The 17,012-nt window shown below is 67.3% G+C and carries 13 protein-coding genes; 9 read left to right on the top strand and 4 right to left on the bottom strand.

Annotated features, from left to right (window positions below; genetic code table 11):
- The 4 genes from AC07UK_RS16875 to AC07UK_RS16860 form a co-directional block, all read right to left on the bottom strand.
- Entirely contained in the window at positions 1-897 is an 897-nt protein-coding gene (locus AC07UK_RS16875; protein ID WP_436220800.1) for an AAA family ATPase, read from the bottom strand.
- Positions 898-995: 98 nt separating this feature from the next.
- A complete protein-coding gene (locus AC07UK_RS16870; protein WP_494686028.1) occupies positions 996-1,796 on the bottom strand; it encodes an FAD binding domain-containing protein in 801 nt (266 codons plus the stop codon).
- Between the two features lie 27 nt (positions 1,797-1,823).
- Complete coding sequence (locus tag AC07UK_RS16865) at positions 1,824-4,199, bottom strand: xanthine dehydrogenase family protein molybdopterin-binding subunit (RefSeq protein WP_436220802.1); 2,376 nt, start codon at positions 4,197-4,199, stop codon at positions 1,824-1,826.
- Between the two features lie 12 nt (positions 4,200-4,211).
- Positions 4,212-4,700, bottom strand: coding sequence for a (2Fe-2S)-binding protein (locus tag AC07UK_RS16860; protein ID WP_436220803.1), 489 nt, complete (start codon positions 4,698-4,700; stop codon positions 4,212-4,214).
- Between the two features lie 346 nt (positions 4,701-5,046).
- On the opposite strand from AC07UK_RS16860, the gene AC07UK_RS16855 reads away from it, so the two are divergent.
- The 9 genes from AC07UK_RS16855 (at position 5,047) to ubiB (ending at position 16,981) form a co-directional block, all read left to right on the top strand.
- Complete coding sequence (locus tag AC07UK_RS16855) at positions 5,047-5,625, top strand: YqaA family protein (RefSeq protein ID WP_436220804.1); 579 nt, start codon at positions 5,047-5,049, stop codon at positions 5,623-5,625.
- 181 nt (positions 5,626-5,806) lie between these two features.
- Positions 5,807-9,781 (top strand): DUF3683 domain-containing protein, encoded by a 3,975-nt coding sequence (locus AC07UK_RS16850; protein ID WP_436220805.1) that lies wholly within the window; start codon positions 5,807-5,809, stop codon positions 9,779-9,781.
- A 9-nt stretch (positions 9,782-9,790) separates the two neighbouring features.
- Positions 9,791-10,228: an HIT family protein gene (locus AC07UK_RS16845; protein ID WP_013955531.1), complete on the top strand. Its 438-nt coding sequence runs from the start codon at positions 9,791-9,793 to the stop codon at positions 10,226-10,228.
- 123 nt (positions 10,229-10,351) lie between these two features.
- On the top strand, positions 10,352-12,217 hold the full coding sequence (locus tag AC07UK_RS16840; protein ID WP_013955532.1) for an ABC transporter ATP-binding protein/permease: 1,866 nt from the start codon (positions 10,352-10,354) through the stop codon (positions 12,215-12,217).
- A 72-nt stretch (positions 12,218-12,289) separates the two neighbouring features.
- A complete protein-coding gene (locus AC07UK_RS16835; RefSeq protein WP_436220806.1) occupies positions 12,290-12,712 on the top strand; it encodes a gamma-butyrobetaine hydroxylase family protein in 423 nt (140 codons plus the stop codon).
- Between the two features lie 34 nt (positions 12,713-12,746).
- A complete protein-coding gene (gene ubiE / locus AC07UK_RS16830) occupies positions 12,747-13,478 on the top strand; it encodes a bifunctional demethylmenaquinone methyltransferase/2-methoxy-6-polyprenyl-1,4-benzoquinol methylase UbiE (protein WP_436220807.1) in 732 nt (243 codons plus the stop codon).
- Positions 13,479-13,541: 63 nt separating this feature from the next.
- On the top strand, positions 13,542-14,534 hold the full coding sequence (locus tag AC07UK_RS16825; RefSeq protein ID WP_436220808.1) for a Tim44 domain-containing protein: 993 nt from the start codon (positions 13,542-13,544) through the stop codon (positions 14,532-14,534).
- 130 nt (positions 14,535-14,664) lie between these two features.
- On the top strand, positions 14,665-15,336 hold the full coding sequence (locus AC07UK_RS16820) for a ubiquinone biosynthesis accessory factor UbiJ (protein ID WP_436220809.1): 672 nt from the start codon (positions 14,665-14,667) through the stop codon (positions 15,334-15,336).
- Positions 15,337-15,403: 67 nt separating this feature from the next.
- Positions 15,404-16,981, top strand: coding sequence for a ubiquinone biosynthesis regulatory protein kinase UbiB (ubiB, locus tag AC07UK_RS16815; RefSeq protein ID WP_436220810.1), 1,578 nt, complete (start codon positions 15,404-15,406; stop codon positions 16,979-16,981).
- Positions 16,982-17,012: the final 31 nt, after the last annotated feature.

Here is a 17,012-nt window from a genome sequence, read left to right as displayed (position 1 = left end):
TCAGCCTCCCGGCGTGGCACCCGCCAGCAGCTCGGCCACGGTGGGGCCATCCACGCGCGCCAGGTCGTCCTGGTACTTGAGCAGCACGCCCAGCGTGTCGCGCACGGACTGCGGATCGAGCTCGGTCGCGCCCAGCGCGGACAGCGCGCGGCACCAGTCGATGGCCTCGGCGATGCCCGGTGCCTTGAACAGGTCGATGCCGCGCAGCCGGTGGATAAAGTCGATGGCCTGGGCCTGCAGTGCCGCGGCGGCCTCGGGGGCGCGCGCGGCCACGATCTGCAGTTCGCGGTCGCGCTCCGGGTAGCCCATCCACTGGTACAGGCAGCGGCGCTTGAGGGCATCGTGGACTTCGCGGGTGCGGTTGGAGGTGATCACGATCAGCGGCGGACGCTCGGCGCGGATCACGCCGATCTCGGGGATCGACACCTGGAATTCGGACAGCACCTCCAGCAGGAAGGCTTCGAAGGGCTCGTCGGCGCGGTCGATCTCGTCGATCAGCAGCACGCGCGGGACGTCCGGTGCGGCAGGGTCGGGCAGCAGTGATTCCAGCAGCGGGCGCTTGAGCAGATAGTCGTCGTGGTACAGCGACTGCGCCTCTGGACGTTCGCCGCGTGCCTCGGCCAGGCGCAGCGCCATGATTTGGCGCGGGTAGTCCCATTCGTACAGCGCGCTGGCGGCGTCCAGCCCTTCATAGCATTGCAGCCGCAGCAGCCGCGTGCCGAGCACGCCCGCCATCGCATGCGCCATGGCGGTCTTTCCGACGCCGGGCTCGCCTTCCAGGAACAGCGGCCGCTGCATGCGCATGGCGAGATAGAGCACCGTGGCGGTCTCGCGGTCGGCGAAGTATTGCTGGCGTTCCAGCTGGGCGATGGTGTCGTCGATGGAGGTGGGAAGCATGAGCAATCTTGTGTGCCGATGCGGAAAATACGCCGGCGGTTTGCGCCCCTCTCCTGCCGTGCAGGAGAGGGGCGACAACATGCGGCAGCGGGGAAGCGCTATCCCTTCGCCGCCGCCTCCACCGCCCGCGCCGCCAGCACCGGGATCAGATGCGCCCGGTATTCCGCCGACGCATGCAGGTCGGCGTTCAGCGTCGACGCATCGACCTTCACCCCACGCGCCGCCTGCGCGCTGAAGCTGGCCGACAGCGCCTGCTCCAGCGGCTGGCAGCGGAACACGCTGTCGGCCGCGCCTGTCACCGCCACGCGCACCGTATTGCCGGTGCGCGCCACCATCACGCCCACCAGCGCGAAGCGCGAGGCCGGGTTGCGGAACTTGGCGTAGGCAGCCTGCTCCGGGATCGGGAAGCGCACCGCGGTGATCAGCTCGTCCGGTTCCAGCGCGGTTTCATAGAGGCCCTTGAAGAAGTCGTCGGCGGCGATGGTGCGGCGGTCGGTGACCACGGTCGCTCCCAGCCCCAGCACAGCCGCGGGGTAGTCGGCAGCGGGATCGTCATTGGCGAGCGCGCCGCCGATGGTGCCCATGGCGCGCACCTGGCGGTCGCCGATGCCGCCGGCCAGTGCCGCCAGCGCCGGGATGCGCTGGCGCACCTCGGCATGCTCGGCCACATCGGCATGGCGCGCGGCGGCGCCGACCACGATTTCATTGCCTTCGACGCGGATGTCGGCCATGCCGGGAATGCGCGCCACGTCCACCAGCACGGAGGGTGCGGCCAGCCGCAGTTTCATCGCGGCCAGCAGGCTCTGGCCGCCGCCGAGGAACTTGGCGTCGGGATCGGCCTTGAGCGTGGCCACGGCCGCCTTGGCATCCGCGGCGCGTTCAAAATTGAATGCGTACATGTCGGTTTCCTTTGCGGTGTGCGTGGGTCACGGCCGGGCGGCCTGGATGGCCTGCCAGACCCGGTGCGGCGTGGCGGGCATCTGGATGTCCTTCACGCCCAGCGGGCTGAGCGCATCTACCAGCGCGTTGATGAACGCCGGCGGCGAGCCGATCGCGCCGGCTTCGCCGCAGCCCTTCACGCCCAGCGGGTTGTGGGTGCAGGGCGTGCCGGTGGCGGTCTCGACGGTGAAGTCGGGCAGGTCGCCGGCACGCGCCATGGCGTAGTCCATGTACGAGCCGGTCAGCAACTGGCCGCTGTCGTTGTCGTAGATGCACTGCTCCAGCATGGCCTGGCCCAGCCCCTGGCCGATGCCGCCATGGACCTGGCCTTCGACGATCATCGGGTTGATGATGTTGCCGAAGTCGTCCACCGCGGTGAACTTGACCACCTGCGACTCGCCGGTATCGGGATCGACTTCCACCTCGCACACATAGGCGCCGGACGGGTAGGTGAAGTTGGTCGGGTCGTAGAACGCGTTTTCGTTCAGGCCCGGCTCCAGCTTGTCGAGCGGATAGTTGTGCGGCACGTAGGCGGAGAGCGCGACTTCGCCGAAGGTCTTGGTGCGGTCGGTGCCGGCCACGCGGAACACGCCGTTGCTGAACTCGATGTCGGTGTCGGCGGCTTCCAGCAGGTGCGCGGCGATCTTCTTGGCCTTGGCCTCGATCTTGTCGAGCGCCTTGACGATGGCCGAGCCGCCCACCGCCAGCGAGCGCGAGCCATAGGTGCCCATGCCGAACGGCACCCGGCCGGTGTCGCCGTGCACGATCTCGACCTGGTCCAGCTGCAGCCCGAGCCGGTCGGCGACCACCTGCGCGAAGGTGGTCTCGTGCCCCTGGCCATGGCTGTGCGAGCCGGTGAACACGGTCACGGTGCCGGTCGGGTGCACGCGGATCTCGCCCACCTCGAACAGCCCCGCGCGCGCGCCCAGCGCGCCGGCGATATTCGACGGCGCCAGCCCGCAGGCCTCGATATAGCAGGAATAGCCCAGGCCGCGCAGCTTGCCGCGCTGCTTCGCTTCGTCGCGCCGGGCCGGGAAGCCCTTGACGTCGGCCAGCTCCTGCGCGCGCGCCAGGCACGGCTCGTAGTCGCCGGTGTCGTATGTCAGGCCCACCGGCGTGGCGTACGGGAACTGGCGGATGAAATTCTTGCGGCGCAGCTCGGCCGGGTCGATCTTCATCTCGTGCGCGGCGGTTTCTACCAGGCGCTCGACCACATAGGTGGCCTCGGGCCGGCCGGCGCCGCGATAGGCATCCACCGGCGCGGTGTTGGTGAAGACCGACTGCACCTCGGCGTAGATCGCGGGCGTGGCGTACTGGCCCGCCAGCAGCGTTGCATACAGGATGGTGGGCACGCTGCTGGCGAAGGTCGACAGGTAGGCGCCCATATTGGCGGTGGTATGCACCCGCATCGCCAGGAACTTGCCGTCGGCGTCGAGCGCCAGCTCGGCCCTGGTCACGTGGTCGCGGCCGTGGGCATCGGTCAGGAAGGACTCGGAGCGGTCCGCGGTCCACTTGACCGGGCGCCCGATCTTCTTCGAGGCCCAGGTCAGCGCCACGTCTTCCGGGTACAGGAAGATCTTGGAGCCGAAGCCGCCGCCCACGTCCGGCGCGATGATGCGCAGGCGCGATTCGGGCAGCCCCAGCACGAACGCGCCCATCAGCAGGCGTTCGACGTGCGGGTTCTGGTTGGCCACGTAGACGGTATAGCTGTCGTCCTGGCGTGTATAGCTGGCGTTGACCGCGCGCGGCTCGATCGCGTTGGGAATCAGCCGGTTGTTGACGATGTCCAGCGTGGTCACATGCGCGGCCTTGGCAAAGGCGGCGTCGGTGGCGGCCTTGTCGCCGTGGCCCCAGGTGTAGCAGGTGTTGGCGGGCACGTCGTCATGCACCAGGGTGGACGCCTTGGCGGCATCGGCAGCGCTGACCACGGCGGGCAGCTCTTCATAGTCGACGTCGATCTTCTCGGCGGCGTCGCGCGCCTGCTGCAGGGTCTCGGCGATGACCAGCGCGACCTGGTCGCCGACGTGGCGGACCTTGTCGTGGGCAATCACCGGGTGCGGCGGCTCCTTCATCGGCGAGCCGTCGATGCTGTGGATCAGCCAGCCGCAGGGCAGGCCGCCGACCTTGTCGGCCGCCAGGTCGTCGCCGGTCAGCACGGCGATCACGCCGGGCGCGGCCAGCGCCTCGGTCTTGTCGATCGAGCGGATGCGCGCATGCGCGTGCGGCGAGCGCAGGAAGTACGCGTAGCTTTGCTGCGGCAGCACGATGTCGTCGGTGTACTGGCCGTTGCCGGTCAGGAAGCGATAGTCTTCCTTGCGCTTGACCGGCGCGCCTACCAGGCGTTGGTTCTCGGGTGCGTTCATGGCCGGTCCCCCTTATTCCGCGCTGGCGGTGGTGCCCTGCATGGCCGCCTGGCCCTGCTGCACTGCGCGCACGATGTTGTGGTAGCCCGTGCAGCGGCACAGGTTGCCTTCCAGGTGGGCGCGGATGGTGGCGGCGTCGGCGCCGGGGTGTTCCTGCACCAGCGCGGTGGCGCTCATCACCATGCCGGGCGTGCAGAAGCCGCATTGCAGGCCGTGGCATTCGCGGAAGGCTTCCTGCATCGGGTGCAGCGTGCCGGGAGCGGCGAGGCCCTCAATGGTGGTCACGGCGGCGCCGTCGGCCTGGACCGCGAGGATATTGCACGACTTGACCGCCCGGCCATCCAGGTGGACCGTGCAGGCGCCGCACTGCGCGGTGTCGCAGCCGACGTGGGTGCCGGTCAGGCGCAGCTGTTCGCGCAGGAACTGGACCAGGAGGGTGTTGGGTTCTACCTGCGCGTCAACGGACTTGCCGTTGACCGTCAGGCGGATCGGAATCGCCATGCTTGTCTCCATGTGGGGTGGACGCGCATGACCAATTGCCCGAAATCCCGAACGAACTGCGTGGGACTGGCCACGACGCGGTACTGCCGCTTAAGACGGCTATAGGACGGCTAATTCGTGATATTGGTGCTGCCGCTACAACTGCTGTAGGTGCGCCAGCGCACGCGGCGAGCGGCTTCAATGCTGGCGCGAATGCTGCGGCCGGCGAACGATTGGCCGCAACAGGCTCTAACAGTTAATCACAAATCCAGCACAGGTGCCATGTGGTTTGCCCGCTCCCCATTCGGGGGGCGGGGTCCTGGCAGGGCCGCTGCTAGAATGGCCCGGCCCCCTTGCTCACCCTGACATGGAAGCCTTCTTCGACTGGCTGTTCGAGACCATTGCCCTGCCCAAGGTGGGCCTGCCCGCGATCTTTGTGGTCAGCCTGATCTCGGCCACGCTGCTGCCGCTGGGCTCGGAGCCGGCGGTGTTCGGCTACGTCAAGCTCAACCCGCATATGTTCTGGCCGGCGATCGTGGTGGCCACGCTTGGCAACACGGTCGGCGGTGCCATCGACTGGTGGCTGGGCTACGCCGCCAAGCTGGCGCTGGTGCGCTACCACAAGCGGCGCCGGGCGCGCGAGCATGACCTTGAGCACCTTGAGCACCGCAAACATATGCGCAAGCCGCCCAAGCCCAAGCTCGATGCGCGCTACTTCCGCTGGATGCGCCGGCTTGGGCCGCCCACGCTGCTGTTCTCGTGGCTGCCTGGGATTGGTGATCCATTGTGCACTTTGGCGGGCTGGCTGCGCCTCTCATTCTGGCCCAGCCTGGCCTGGATGGCGGTCGGCAAATTCATCCGCTACCTGTTCATGACCGCCAGCCTGCTGTGGATCCCGGACAGCTTTTGGCACAACATTGCGCAAATGTGGAAGGCCTGGTTCTGATCCGGTGCGCCGCCGGCACCACCGCAGGGCGCCGGTGCCACCGCCAAAGTGTCGCCTAATCCCTTGTTCCAACAAGGATTCCTCCATGTTGCGGTGCGGCGAAACCGGGCCTTGCAGTACAATCGCCCTTTAATGAACGATTCGCGCACTGTCCCCGTGCGCAGCAGGAAGCGGTCCCCCAATGAACGCCCCACTCGTGCTCGACGCCAAGCTCGCCGCGCAGGACGCCCCGCCGCGCCTGCGTGAAATTCCCTATAACTACACGTCCTTCTCGGACCGCGAGATTGTCATCCGCCTGCTCGGCGAGGAAGCCTGGCGCATCCTGGACGAGCTGCGCAGCGAGCGGCGCACCGGCCGCTCGGCCCGCATGCTGTACGAGGTGCTGGGTGATATCTGGGTGGTTCGCCGCAATCCCTACCTGCAGGACGACCTGCTGGAAAATCCCAAGCGCCGCCAGATGCTGGTCAGCGCGCTGCACCACCGCCTGAACGAGATCGAGAAGCGCCGCGCCGCTGACCGTGCCGAGCACGCCGAGCCCGCCGCCGAGGACCGCTCGCATCGCGTGGAGCAGTTGGTGGCGTTCGCCAAGCAGGCGATCGAGGACTTCAAGAACGAATTTGCCGCGGCCTATGACCTGCGCAAGCGCGCCCAGCGCGTGCTGGGCAAGGTCACGCAGAAGGACAACATCAAGTTCGACGGCCTGTCGCGCGTCTCGCACGTGACCGACGCCACCGACTGGCGCGTGGAATATCCGTTCGTGGTGCTGACGCCGGATACCGAGGAAGAGATCGCCGGCCTGGTCAAGGGCTGCTTCGAGCTCGGCCTGACCATCATCCCGCGCGGGGGCGGCACCGGTTACACCGGCGGCGCCGTGCCGCTGACGCCGATGAGCGCGGTCATCAATACCGAGAAGCTGGAACAGCTCGGCCCGGTCGAGCAGACCGACCTGCCGGGCGTGTCGCACAAGGTTGCGACCATCTTCTCCGGCGCCGGCGTGGTGACGCGCCGCGTGGCCGATGCGGCCGACAAGGCCGGCCTGGTGTTCGCGGTCGACCCGACCTCGATCGATGCCTCGTGCATCGGCGGCAACGTGGCCATGAACGCCGGCGGCAAGAAGGCCGTGCTGTGGGGCACCGCGCTGGACAACCTGGCCTGGTGGCGCATGGTGGACCCGGAGGGCAACTGGCTGGAGATCACCCGGCTGGACCACAACCTGGGCAAGATCCACGACGTGCCGGTGGCCACCTTCGAGCTGAAGTGGTCGGATGGCAACCGTGCGCCGGGCGAGAAGGTGCTACGCACCGAGACGCTCGCCATCGAGGGCCGCAAGTTCCGCAAGGAAGGCCTGGGCAAGGACGTCACCGACAAGTTCCTGGCCGGCCTGCCGGGCGTGCAGAAGGAAGGCTGCGACGGCATCATCACCAGCGCGCGCTGGATCCTGCACCGCATGCCGAAGTTCATCCGCACGGTTTGCCTGGAGTTCTTCGGCCAGGCGCGCGACGCCATCCCAAGCATTGTCGAGATCAAGGACTTTCTCGACGCCGAGACCAAAAAGCCGGGCGGCGCCATCCTGGCCGGCCTGGAGCACCTGGACGAGCGCTACCTGCGCGCGGTCGGCTACGCCACCAAGAGCAAGCGCAACGCCTTCCCGAAGATGGTGCTGATTGGCGATATCGTCGGCGACGATGAAGACGCCGTGGCGCGCGCCACCTCGGAAGTGATCCGCATGGCCAACGGCAAGAGCGGAGAAGGCTTTATCGCCGTCAGCCCCGAGGCGCGCAAGAAGTTCTGGCTGGACCGTTCGCGTACCGCCGCGATTGCGAAGCATACCAACGCCTTCAAGATCAACGAAGACGTGGTGATCCCGCTGAACCGCATGGGCGAGTACACCGACGGCATCGAGCGCATCAATATCGAACTGTCGATCAAGAGCAAGCTCAAGCTGGTCGACACGCTGGAAGCGTTCTTCGCGCGCGGCAACCTGCCGCTGGGCCGCAGCGACGACGCCAACGAAATCCCCAGCGCCGAGCTGCTGGAAGACCGCGTGCAGCACGCGCTGACGCTGCTGCGCGAGATCCGCGCGCGCTGGCGCTACCTGCAGGACCACATGGACGTGCCGCTGGCGCAGGCCAAGGCCTCGCTGATCGGTCACGGCCTGGGGCTGCTCGGGCAGGAGTTCGAGGCGCGCCTGCACCAGCAGCCGGATGCCACCGTGTTCCACCTGCTGCAGGACCGCACCATCCGCGTGTCGTGGAAGAACGAGATCCGCGCCGAACTGCGCAAGATCTTCAACGGCGGCGAGTTCAAGCCGATCCTGGACGAGGCCCAGAAGATCCACAAGCAGGTGCTGCGCGGCCGCGTCTTCGTGGCGCTGCACATGCACGCCGGCGACGGCAACGTGCACACCAATATCCCGGTGAATTCCGACGACTACGACATGCTGCAGGACGCGCACCGCGCGGTGGCCCGCATCATGGCGCTGGCGCGTTCGCTCGACGGCGTGATCTCGGGCGAGCACGGCATCGGCATCACCAAGCTGGAATTCCTCACCGAGGAAGAAATCGGCGACTTCCGCGCCTACAAGGCCAAGGTCGACCCGCAGGGCCGCTTCAACAAGGGCAAGCTGCTGCCCGGCGCCGACCTGCGCAATGCCTACACGCCGTCGTTCGGCCTGATGGGGCATGAGTCGATCATCATGCAGCAGAGCGATATCGGCGCCATTGCCGAGAGCGTCAAGGACTGCCTGCGCTGCGGCAAGTGCAAGCCCGTGTGCGCCACCCACGTGCCGCGCGCCAACCTGCTGTACAGCCCGCGCAACAAGATCCTGGCGACTTCGCTGCTGATCGAAGCCTTCCTGTATGAAGAGCAGACCCGCCGCGGCATCTCGGTCAAGCACTGGGACGAGTTCTCCGACGTGGCCGACCATTGCACCGTGTGCCACAAGTGCGTGACGCCGTGCCCGGTCAAGATCGACTTCGGCGACGTGTCGATGAACATGCGCAACCTGCTGCGCAAGATGGGGCAGAAGAAGTTCAACCCCGGTACCGCGGCGTCGATGTTCTTCCTCAACGCCACCAACCCCGAGACCATCAACCTGACCCGCAAGGTCATGATCGACTGGGGCTACAAGGCGCAGCGCCTCGGCAACGACGTGCTGAAGAAGTTCGCCAAGAAGCAGACCGCGCATCCGCCCGCGACCGTGGGCAAGGCGCCGGTGCGCGAGCAGGTGATCCACTTCATCAACAAGAAGATGCCGGGCAACCTGCCCAAGAAGACCGCGCGCGCGCTGCTCGACATCGAAGACAACGAGATCGTGCCGATCATCCGCGACCCGAAGGCAACCACGCCGGAATCGGAAGCGGTGTTCTACTTCCCGGGCTGCGGCTCGGAGCGGCTGTTCTCGCAGGTCGGGCTGGCCACGCAGGCGATGCTGTGGCACGTCGGCGTGCAGACCGTGCTGCCGCCGGGCTACCTGTGCTGCGGCTATCCGCAGCGCGGCAACGGCCAGTACGACAAGGCCGAGAAGATCGTCACCGACAACCGCGTGCTGTTCCACCGCGTGGCCAACACGCTGAACTACCTCGACATCAAGACCGTGGTGGTCAGCTGCGGCACCTGCTACGACCAGCTCGCCGGCTATGAATTCGACAAGATCTTCCCGGGCTGCCGCATCATCGACATCCACGAATACCTGCTCGAGAAGGGCGTGAAGCTGGAAGGCGTGACCGGTACGCGCTACATGTACCACGATCCCTGCCACACCCCGATCAAGACCATGGACCCGACCAAGCTGGTCAACGACCTGATGGGCGGGAACACCGGTCTGGGCAAGATCGAGAAGAACGAGCGCTGCTGCGGCGAATCGGGCACGCTGGCGGTGACGCGTCCGGATATCTCGACCCAGGTCCGCTTCCGCAAGGAAGAAGAGATGACCAGGGGCGCAGACAAGCTGCGCGCCGACGGCTTCACCGGCGACGTCAAGATCCTGACCAGCTGCCCGTCGTGCCTGCAGGGGCTGTCGCGCTACAAGGAAGATGCTTCGGTGCAGGCGGATTACATCGTCATCGAGATGGCCAAGCATTTGCTGGGCGAGAACTGGATGCCGGAGTATGTGGCCAAGGCCAATGCCGGCGGCATTGAACGCGTGCTGGTGTAAGCCAACGCCATGACGCGCGCTCCAAACTGCCCGCTCTGCGAAACCGACGGCGGCGAACTGGTCTGGATGGGCGACCGCGCCCGGCTGATCCTGGTCGAGCATGACCGTTTCCCGGGCTTCTGCCGCATCGTCTGGAACGACCACGTGGCCGAGCTGAGCGACCTGGACGATGCCGACCAGGCCTGGCTGATGCGGCTGGTCGCACGTGTCGAACGGGTGGTGCGCGAGGTCATGGCGCCGGACAAGGTCAATCTGGCGGCCTTTGGCAATATGGTGCCGCACCTGCACTGGCACATCATCCCGCGCTACCGCTGGGACACCCATTTCCCCGAGGCGATCTGGGCCGCGCCGCAACGCGCGGCGGATGCCGTGCGGGTGCAGGAACTGGCCAGCCGGCTGCCGGCGCTGCGTACGGCGCTTTCGCTGCTCGAAGCCGGCGACGCCTGAGGGGTGCGCGGAACCCACGCCTGGCCGTGACCGTCTGAATGCTGTTGCCGCCGTGGCCTGCCGCCACGGTATCCAGAACAACAAGCCCGGCCGGCATCCGCTGACGGGCCAAGCGCTGCCGCTATGTCCTCCACTCCGACTTCCGTCACCGTACCGGGCCCGGCCGTCCCTGCCAGGGCCCTCAAGATCCAGAGCCGGCTGCGCATGGCCGCCACCTGGGCACTGATCAAGCCTTACTGGAAATCCGACGACCGCGTCGCCGGGCTTGGCCTGCTGGCCCTGGTGGTCGTGCTCAACCTCGGCATCGTCTATATCAACGTGCTGCTCAACGAGTGGAACCGCGTGTTCTACAACGCGCTGGAGCAGCGCGACTACGCCTCGTTCAAGGTGCTGCTGCTGCGCTTCTCGTGGATCGCGGCGTTCTTTATCGTGGCGGCGATCTCGCGCCAGTACTACACCATGATGCTGCAGATGCGCTGGCGTACCTGGATGACCGGCCGCTTCATGGGCCACTGGCTCGGGCACCAGGCCTATTACCGCATCGAGCAGACCCACACCACCGACAACCCTGACCAGCGTATCGCCGACGATCTGCGCCAGTTCACCGACGGCGCGCTGTCGTTGTCGCTCGGGCTGCTCAACTCGGTGGTGACGCTGCTGTCCTTCGTCGGCATCCTGTGGACGGTATCGGGGCCGATCAGCTTTGCAATGGGCGGCACTGAATGGACCATTCCCGGTTACATGGTGTGGTTCGCGGCGGGCTATGCGGTGATCGGCTCGCTGGTGGCGCACGTGGTCGGCCGCCCGCTGATCGGCCTGAACTTCCAGCAGGAACAGTACGAGGCGGATTTCCGTTTCACGCTGGTGCGCCTGCGCGAGAACAGCGAGCCGGTGGCGCTGTACCGCGGCGAGCCGACCGAGCAGGCCGGCCTGCGCGCGCGCTTCGACCGCATCCGCGCCAACTGGAACCAGCTGATGCGCTATACGCGGCGGCTGACCTTCGTCAGCTCCGGCTATGCCCAGTTCGCCATCATCTTCCCGATCCTGGTGGCGGCGCCGCGCTACTTTGCCGGCAAGATGACGCTGGGCGGGCTGATGCAGACCAGCTCCGCCTTCGGCCAGGTGCAGGGCGCGCTGTCGTGGTTTGTCGACAGCTACGCCACGCTGGTGGGCTGGAAGGCCGCCGCCAACCGCCTGATCGATTTCCAGGAAGCGATCCGCGTGGCCGAGCGCCAGGACATGGCGCCGGGCGGCGTGCGCGATATCGAGGTGGAACATACCGGCAAGCCGCAGAATGGCATCACCATCGACGGCCTGGCGCTGGCACTGCCGGTACGCGCCGCGCGCAGCGCGGCCGTGGGCCAGCGGCCGCTGGTGGCGCCGTTCTCGCTATCGGTCGCGCCGGGCGAGCGCTGGCTGGTCAGCGGCCCGTCTGGTTGCGGCAAGAGCGTGCTGTTCCGCGCGCTGGCGGGGATCTGGCCGTACGGCAGCGGCACCGTGACCATGCCCGACGGCGCGCGCATGCTGTTCCTGCCGCAGCGCAGCTACCTGCCGATCGGCACGCTGGCCGATGCGCTGGCTTACCCCGACGCTGGCACCGTGCACAGCGCGGAAGCGCTGCAGGCGGCGCTGCGCCAGGCGCGGCTGGCTGCGCTGGTGGACCAGCTCGACGTGTTCGACAACTGGTCGCTGCGGCTGTCGCCGGGCGAACAACAGCGGCTGGCGTTTGCGCGCGCACTCTTGCAGAAGCCCGACTACCTGTTCCTGGACGAGGCCACCAGCGCGCTGGACGAGGAAACCGAGGGCGTCATGTACAAGCTCATGGTGGACTCGCTGCCCGGTGCGGCCATCGTCAGCATCGCCCACCGCAGCACCGTGGCGGCCTTCCACGGCCGGCGCCTGCGCTACGTGCCGCAGGATGGGGACGCCGCCCGGGCTGCGCAAGCCGGCGAGCCTGGGGTAAGCTATCGGGTCGTATGCGAAGCGTGATGCCGTGCCGTAACGGCAGCATCGCGCGGCAATCACCCCCTCAGGAGCGACCCTAACCGGGCCGCGATCATCATGGCAGGCCTGGAAAAAGACACTCCTCATCCCACCGCGCTGACCGTCCATACGCAATCCCGCGTGCTGGAGATCGGCTTCGACAATGGCCGCAGCTTCCGGCTGCCGTTCGAGCTGCTGCGCGTGTATTCGCCGTCCGCTGAAGTCCAGGGCCACGGCCCGGGGCAGGAAGTGCTGCAGACCGGCAAGCGCGAGGTCGGCGTCAACGCGGTCGAGCCGGTCGGCAACTACGCGATCCTGATCCGCTTTACCGACGGCCACGACACCGGCATCTATTCCTGGGACCTGCTGTACCGCCTCGGCGACAACCAGGATGCGCTCTGGCAGGACTACCTGCAGCGCCTGGAAGCCGCCGGCGCCGACCGCGACACCCCGATGCCCGCCACCGGCGCTGCCGGCGGCCACGGCTGCGGCCATCACTGAGCCGCGCCGAACCGATTACCCTGGAGTCTGAAAGATGAGTGAAACCCACTTCGGGTTTGAAAAGGTCGACGAAGCGGAAAAGGCCGACAAGGTTGCCGGCGTATTCCATTCGGTGGCAAGCAAGTACGACGTGATGAACGACCTGATGTCGGGCGGCATGCACCGGCTCTGGAAGATGTTCACCATCGCCCAGGCCGGCGTGCGCCCCGGCCACAAGGTGCTGGATATCGCCGGCGGCACCGGCGACCTGGCCAAGGCGTTCGCCAGGCAGGCCGGCCCGACCGGGCAGGTCTGGCTGACCGATATCAACGAGTCGATGCTGCGCGTGGGCCGCGACCGGCTGCTGAACAAGGGCATCGTCACGCCGGTGTGCCTGTGCGACGCCGAGCACATCCCGTTCCCGGACAATTACTTCGACCTGGTCACGGTGGCCTTCGGCCTGCGCAACATGACGCACAAGGATGCCGCGCTGGCCGAGATGCGCCGGGTGGTCAAGCCGGGCGGCAAGGTCATGGTGCTGGAATTCTCCAAGGTGTGGAAACCCCTGGAGAAGGCCTACGACGTCTATTCTTTCAAGGTGCTGCCGTGGCTGGGTGAGCGGGTGGCAGGGGATGCCCCCAGCTATCGCTATCTCGCGGAATCGATCAGAATGCATCCAGACCAGGTTTCACTTGTACGCTTGATGGAACATGCTGGCCTGGAAAATGTCGAATACTTCAATCTGACGGCCGGAGTGGTGGCGCTCCACGTCGGGCGCAAGTATTAAGAAGACTTGAAATCGCCATGCCTCGCCCGCATATAGGGTGAAACTGACAGGGGATAGCAGAATATGTCGTCATTTCGTGGAAAATTCCTGGTTGGGTCGCTGATTACCGCGATTGCCTTCGGGATGGTGTTCGACGCCAATGCCAAGCGCATGGGCGGTTCGCGCAGCATCGGCAAGCAGTCGTCGACGGTCACGCAACAGCGCCAGCAGGCGCCGCAGCCCACTTCGCCGACCCAGCAACCGGCCCAGCAGCCCAATCAGGCAGCCCCGGCCACGGCTGGCGCCGCCGGCGCGGCTGCCGCGGCAGCTCCCAAGCGCAACTGGGGCGGCATCCTGGGCGGCATCGCCGCCGGCCTGGGTATCGGCTGGCTGCTGTCGCACTTCGGCCTGGGCGGCGCGGCGCTGGGCTTCCTGTCCAACCTGATCCTGATCGCGCTGGTGGCGTTCGCGGCGATCTGGCTGATCCGCAAGTTCCGTGGCGGCAGCAAGCGCACCCAGCAGCCGGCCTACGCCGGTGCCGGCAACGCGCCGAACCTGGACCGCAGCGCCGAGCCCATGTTCCGCGGTGAGCCGACGCCTGTGTCTTCGGGTAGCCCGGCAGGCGCGGCCGCCAGCACGGTACTGCCGGCAGCATCGGTGGCCCCGGTGGCCGCCGATGCCGTGGCCCAGCAGCCGTGGGGCGTGCCGGCCGACTTCGATACCGAAGCCTTCCTGCGCAATGCCAAGGTCCACTTCGTGCGCCTGCAGGCCGCGTGGGACGCCGGCAACCTGGATGACATCCGCGAGTTCACCACGCCGGAGATGTTCGCCGAGATCAAGATGGACCTGTCCGAGCGCGGCGCCGAGGTCAACAAGACCGACGTGGTCACGCTGGAAGCCCAGCTGCTCGGCATCGAATCGGCCGCCGCCCAGCATATCGCCAGCGTGCGCTTCTCGGGCATGATCCGCGAGAAGTCCGGCGAGGCGGCCCAGCCGTTCGGCGAGGTCTGGAACCTGGCCAAGCCTGCCAGCGGCACCGGCGGCTGGCTGCTGGCCGGCATCCAGCAAGAGTCCTGATGCCGCACCCCGCGGCGGTGATGCGCCGGGGGGAGTAGCTTAGAATGGAGGCCCACGCGAAAGCGTGGGCCTTTTTTTGTTTGGGACGCCCGACCTGCGGCGTCGCTGCCTGCCCGCCAACCGCGCTGTCATGAATACTCTGCCTTCCGCCCTGGCCATGCCCGCCATCTCGGCGCTGAACCACCTGCTTGAGCAGGAGCCGTGGGCCCGCAACCAGCTCACGCCGTTTGCGGGGCGCGTGATCCGCTTCGATGCCGCCGCCTTCGTGCTGTCGCTGAAGGTGACGGAGCACGGCTGCACCGAACCGGCGCCCGAGGCCGAGGCGCCCGCGGTGACGCTGCGCGTGCCGGTGCAGCAGTGGCCGCTGGTGGCCGCCGACGTGGCCGAAGGCGGCCAGGCCGCCGCCATGCGCCATGTCCGCATCGAGGGCGACGCCGAGCTGGCCAACACCGTCTCGACGCTGGCGCGCAACCTGCGCTGGGACGCCGCCGAAGACCTGTCGCGCGCGCTGCGCGGCATCCTGGGCGGGCCGGTGAGCGACAGCGTGGCGCAGCGCGTGGTCGATGGCGCGCGCCAGGTGCATGAGCAGGCCACGCGCGTTGGCCGCGCCCTGGTCGACAACGTCACCGACTACCTGCTGGACGAGCATCCGACCCTGGTGCGCCACGCCGCGCTCGATGCCTTCGGCGCAGACGTGGGCCGGCTGCGCGACAGCCTGGCCCGGCTCGAAAAACGGCTGGAGCGGCTGGAGCGCGCCGGACCGCCGGGCCAGTCCGGCAAGCTGCCGTCGCCGCACCGCTGAGCCGGCCGCGCCCCGATCCCATCCACCACCAACATGACTGCCTGCCCGGCCCTGTGAAGACTCCCGAATGACCCGCCTCCTGCGCCTTGGCAAGATTCTCTTCGTCATCCTCTATTACGGCCTGGACGAGCTGGTGCTCTCGGGCTTCAGCAGCCGCAGGATCCGCTTCCTGGTGCGCGTTATCACCATCGGGCGCAAGCTCGAGATGCCGCGCGGCGAGCGCCTGCGTCTGGCGCTGACGCGGCTGGGCCCGATCTTCGTCAAGTTCGGCCAGGTGCTGTCGACCCGGCGCGACCTGATGCCAGCGGACATTGCCGACGAACTGGCCAAGCTGCAGGACCAGGTGCCGCCGTTCGATTCGGTGGTGGCGGTGAAGATCATCGAGCGCGCGCTGGGGCGGCCGCTGGACCAGCTGTTCGAGACCTTCGAGCACCAGCCGGTGGCCAGCGCCTCGATCGCGCAGGTGCACTTCGCCACGCTCAAGGGCGGCCCCAACCACGGCCGCGAGGTCGCGGTGAAGGTGCTGCGTCCCGGCATGCTGCCGGTGATCGACAGCGACCTGGCGCTGATGCGCGACATGGCGACCTGGATGGAACGCTTCTGGGCCGACGGCAAGCGCTTGAAGCCGCGCGAGGTGGTGGCCGAGTTCGACAAATACCTGCACGACGAGCTCGACCTGATGATCGAAGCGGCCAACGCCAGCCAGCTGCGCCGCAACTTTGCCGACTCCAGCCTGCTGCTGGTGCCCGAGGTGTTCTGGGACTGGTGCAGCAGCACCGTGTTCGTGATGGAGCGCATGCACGGCATCCCGATCTCGCGCACCGAGTCGCTCAAGGCCGCCGGCGTGGACATGCACGTGCTGGCGGAAGAGGGCGTCGAGATCTTCTTCACCCAGGTGTTCCGCGACGGCTTCTTCCATGCCGACATGCACCCGGGCAATATCCTGGTGTCGGTGCAGCCCGAGACCTTCGGCCGCTATATCGCGCTGGACTTCGGCATCGTCGGGGCGCTGTCCGAGTTCGACAAGAACTACCTGGTGCAGAACTTCATCGCCTTCTTCCGCCGTGACTACCACCGCGTGGCGCTGCTGCACGTGGAGTCGGGCTGGGTGCCGCCCGATACCCGCATCGAAGAGCTGGAAAGCGCTGTGCGCGCCTGCTGCGAGCCGTACTTCGACAAGCCGCTCAAGGAAATCTCGCTGGGCATGGTGCTGATGCGGCTGTTCCAGACCTCGCGCCGCTTCAATGTCGAGATCCAGCCGCAGCTGGTGCTGCTGCAGAAGACGCTGCTCAATATCGAAGGCCTGGGCCGCCAGCTCGACCCCGACCTGGACCTGTGGAAGACCGCCAAGCCTTTTCTGGAACGCTGGATGCACGAACAGGTGGGCTGGAAGGGCGCCTGGGAGCGGGTCAAGGTGGAGGCGCCGCTGTGGGCCAAGATGCTGCCCGACTTCCCGCGCCTGGCGCACCAGTTCCTGGAGCGGCGCGCGCTGACCAGCAACGGCGAGCAGGACAAGCTGCTGGCGATGCTGGTGGTGGAGCAGCGCCGCACCAACCGGCTGCTCGGCACCGGGATCTTGTTGCTGGGTGGCTTTGTCGCCGGCATCGTGCTGACGCATGTGCTGGGCTGGGCCGGCTACTGGTAGCGCACCCGGGACCGATCCATCGGAGATGACC

Source organism: Cupriavidus sp. GW821-FHT07C08, from assembly GCF_059419025.1.
This window is presented reverse-complemented; position numbering and strand designations above follow the sequence as displayed.